Genomic DNA, 3,501 nt, shown 5'->3' on the forward strand with positions numbered 1-3,501 from the left:
CTCCCTCTCCCTCTCCCTCTCCCGCCGGGCATGCTGATGGGGTGAGCAACGACGACTTCCGCGCCGCGATGTCCCGCCTGGCCTCGGGCGTGGTCCTGGTGACCGCCCAGGAACCATCGCTCGACCCGGGCGACCCGCACGCGCCCGGCGGTGAGGACGTCGGCATGACGGCGACCGCCTTCCTGTCGGTCTCCCTCGACCCGCCCCTGGTCATGGTCAGCGTGCGCGAGGGCTCCCGGATGGACGACCTGCTCGCCGAACAGCCCCTGTGGGCGGTCTCCGTCCTCTCCGCGAACCAGCGGCACATCGCGAGCCGGTTCTCGATGAAGAACCGCATCAGCGACCGCCTCCTCTTCGCGGATCTCCCGGTCGTCCGGGGCGAGGCGTCCGGCGCCCCGCTGCTGGGCGGCGCCCTGGCAACGCTGGAATGCCGGACGGAACAACTGGTCACGGCCGGCGACCACACCCTGGTGATCGGCCGCGTCCTGACAGCGACCACACCGAGCGCCGACGGCGGCCCGCTCGCGTACTTCCGCGGAAGCTACCGGCAGTTGGGCTGAACCGGGAGCCGGGCCGAAGCGAGGCTGACGGGAAACTCCCTGGTCACGCAGGTACCGGGCGCCCTAACTTGGCCCGTATGACGAACGCGAACGACTCGAACGACACGCTCCGGCTGGAGCGGATCAGCTCCGACAACTTCGACGCCGCCGTCGCCGTACGCGTCCGCCCGGACCAGGAACACGCGGTCTCGCCCGTCATGAAGTCCCTGGCGGAGGCGTACGTCCATCCGCGCACCGCGTGGCCCCGGCTGATCCTCGACGGCGAACGGCCCGTCGGCTTCCTCATGGCCTTCTTCGACATCGCCTGGGGCGGCACCGGCACCGACCTGCGGTCCGGCCTGTGGCGCCTCAACATCGCGGCCGACGAGCAGGGCAAGGGCTACGGCCGCTTCGCCGTCGAGTCCGTCGCCGCCGAGATCCGCCGGCGCGGAGGCACCGACCTCTACGTCACCTGGCACCCCGGCCCGACCGGCCCCGAGCCCTTCTATCTGGGCCTCGGCTTCACCCCCACCGGGGAGACCAGCGGCGGCCAGACGGTCGGGGTACTGAAAGGGGCCTAGCCCGTCATCCCTCGGACTCGGGCCCGTTACCGGGACCTTTTCGTGTACGAACGTAAACGCAAAGGCCCCGACGGGAATTCATTACCGGACCGGACCGGACCGGAGCGGACCGGAGCGGAGCGGATCGGTAAGGCGGTTCTTTACCCGCCCCTCTCCCGCCCGTCCGGGAATTCACGAACGTTCATCCGCGACCAGGTTCAATGACCGGTCACCAACCGCACCGACCGCGTGCCGGCTAACCCCAGTCCCGTCCCGTACGGCCCCGCTTCACGTCCGCGCGTGCCTTCTTCTGGCGCAACCGGCGTTCGTTGATTCCGCGTGGGATACGGGTCGGGGTGCGGGGCTTGGGCGGCGGTGCGGTGGCCTCGGCGAGGAGAGCGGCGAGGCGTACGGCCGCCGACTCGCGGTTGCGCCACTGCGAACGGTGTTCGGACGAGCGGACAGTGACGACTCCGTCGACGAGCCGGCCCGCGAGGCGCTCCAGCGCGCGCTGCTTCCAGACTTCGGGCAGCGCCTCGGTGTTCGCGAGGTCGAGGCTCAGCTCCACCCTCGAGTCACTGGTGTTGACGTGCTGCCCGCCCGGCCCGCCGGACCGCGAGAAACGCCACATGAGCTCGGCCTCGGGGAGCGAGACGGAGCCACGGATGAGGTAGGGACCGGACATGCCCACCATGGTCGCGCGGCTGTCCGGTCCACGTCACCCCGTTTTCGCCATGTCGGCCGTCACGGAAGGTAAAGAAAGTAAAGACGTGGAACCTTCGGGCCCCTGGTAGGCGTTCATGGGGATGACGGTAGCTTCGTCCCGTACGGGCCAGGGCACCGCACGCAGCACTCCGCACCGCACCGCACCGCACGTACGTACGCGCGTATGTCAACGAGGGAAGGACTCCCAACAATGGCTGTAAGCCTGTCCAAGGGTGGCAACGTCTCGCTCACCAAGGAGGCTCCGGGCCTGACCGCCGTCACCGTGGGCCTCGGCTGGGACGTCCGCAGCACCACCGGCACGGACTTCGACCTCGACGCCTCGGCGATCGCGGTCAACGCGGAGGGCAAGGTCTACTCTGACGCCCACTTCATCTTCTTCAACAACAAGCAGACCCCGGACAACACGATCGTCCACACCGGCGACAACCGCACCGGTGAGGGCGCGGGCGACGACGAGGCGATCAAGGTCAACCTCGCCGGCCTCCCCGCCGACATCGACAAGATCGTCTTCCCGGTCTCGATCTACGACGCGGAGACCCGCTCGCAGAACTTCGGCCAGGTCCGCAACGCCTACATCCGCATCCTGAACGAGGCCGGCGGCGCCGAGATCGCCCGCTACGACCTCTCTGAGGACGCGGCGACGGAGACGGCGATGGTCTTCGGCGAGCTGTACCGCAACGGCGCCGAGTGGAAGTTCCGCGCCGTCGGCCAGGGCTACGCCTCGGGCCTCGTGGGCATCGCCAAGGACTTCGGCGTCAACGTCTGAAACGCCTGAGCCGGCGACCTGGCCGCACAGGGCGGCTGAAGAGCCCCCGTCCGAACGCGAGGAGTCGGCGTTCGGCCGGGGGCTTTCGCACGCCAGCGTGCCCGTACACCCGTACGCCCGAGGCGCACAGGGATATCCCCCCCGACTTCCGACTTCCGAACGGCCGCTGGAAACCTCGGGGACGAGCCCCCTACGCTCCGACGTCGTAATCGCGGACCGACCGTCGCGGGCCGACCGTCGAGGGCTGACCGCGCGGGCTGACCGTCGAGGACCGACCGTCGCGGGCTGACCGTCGCGGGCTGACGGTCGCGGCCCGTGCGGGCAGGTTCGCGGGCGTCAGTCCCGTCGTGCCGTGACACCATCACCTCCGTGCTCGATATCGGTTACGCCCTCTCCAATCGCTTCCCGGACCCCCCGCAGACCGACTACCGCCGCGCGGACGTCCACGCACTCCGCCACGACCTGTTCTGCGGAGACGTCTACCTCGCTGACACCAAGGCGGACCGGGAGCTGTCCACAGCCTGGGGATGGGTGCCGGTGCTCGACTTCGCGTGGGCGCTGTGCGACATCGTGGAGCAACTGGACCAGGATCCCGCGGGTTCCCGCGCCTCCCGTCCCCAGTACGCGGAACTGGACTTCACCGAGTCCACCGACCGCATGCTCTTCGCCCGCCGCTTCGGGTGGGTGGACATCGAGTCCGACTGGATGCCGGCCGAGGAGCCTCCGCTCACCTTCTCCCACGCGGAACTCCGCAGGGAGGCACGGGACTTCCTGCACGATGTGCTGGCCGACCTGATCGACCTGCACGACGCGCTCGGCGAGAATCCGGCGATCTGGACACTGCAGGCACGTTTTCCTCGGGTGCGCTGAGCGACACGGTGCCCGCAGGGGTTTCCTCGCCCCCGCCGCC

General features: G+C 69.5%; 5 protein-coding genes. 4 read left to right on the forward strand and 1 reads right to left on the reverse strand.

Features of this window, described 5'->3' with window-relative positions; all coding sequences use genetic code 11:
* Together AOK08_RS30705 and AOK08_RS30710 are read left to right on the forward strand one after the other, a co-directional pair.
* On the forward strand, window positions 1-560 hold a 560-nt coding region (locus tag AOK08_RS30705; RefSeq protein WP_055532145.1), incomplete at its 5' end, for a flavin reductase family protein.
* 77 nt (window positions 561-637) lie between these two features.
* Window positions 638-1,120, forward strand: a complete 483-nt coding sequence (locus AOK08_RS30710) for a GNAT family N-acetyltransferase (RefSeq protein WP_055532138.1) — start codon at window positions 638-640, stop codon at window positions 1,118-1,120.
* 235 nt (window positions 1,121-1,355) lie between these two features.
* Here AOK08_RS30710 and arfB read toward each other — a convergent pair whose 3' ends face one another.
* Window positions 1,356-1,793 carry an alternative ribosome rescue aminoacyl-tRNA hydrolase ArfB gene (gene arfB, locus AOK08_RS30715; protein WP_055532140.1) on the reverse strand — a complete coding sequence of 146 codons (438 nt, stop codon included), beginning with the start codon at window positions 1,791-1,793 and terminating at the stop codon, window positions 1,356-1,358.
* Between the two features lie 222 nt (window positions 1,794-2,015).
* On the opposite strand from arfB, the gene AOK08_RS30720 reads away from it, so the two are divergent.
* Together AOK08_RS30720 and AOK08_RS46695 are read left to right on the forward strand one after the other, a co-directional pair.
* Entirely contained in the window at window positions 2,016-2,591 is a 576-nt protein-coding gene (locus AOK08_RS30720; RefSeq protein WP_055532142.1) for a TerD family protein, read from the forward strand.
* Window positions 2,592-2,960: 369 nt separating this feature from the next.
* Window positions 2,961-3,461, forward strand: a complete 501-nt coding sequence (locus AOK08_RS46695) for a hypothetical protein (RefSeq protein ID WP_055532143.1) — start codon at window positions 2,961-2,963, stop codon at window positions 3,459-3,461.
* The last annotated feature ends 40 nt before the right edge of the window (window positions 3,462-3,501 follow it).

This window comes from Streptomyces graminilatus, assembly GCF_001418565.1.
Lineage (GTDB): Bacteria > Actinomycetota > Actinomycetes > Streptomycetales > Streptomycetaceae > Streptomyces > Streptomyces graminilatus.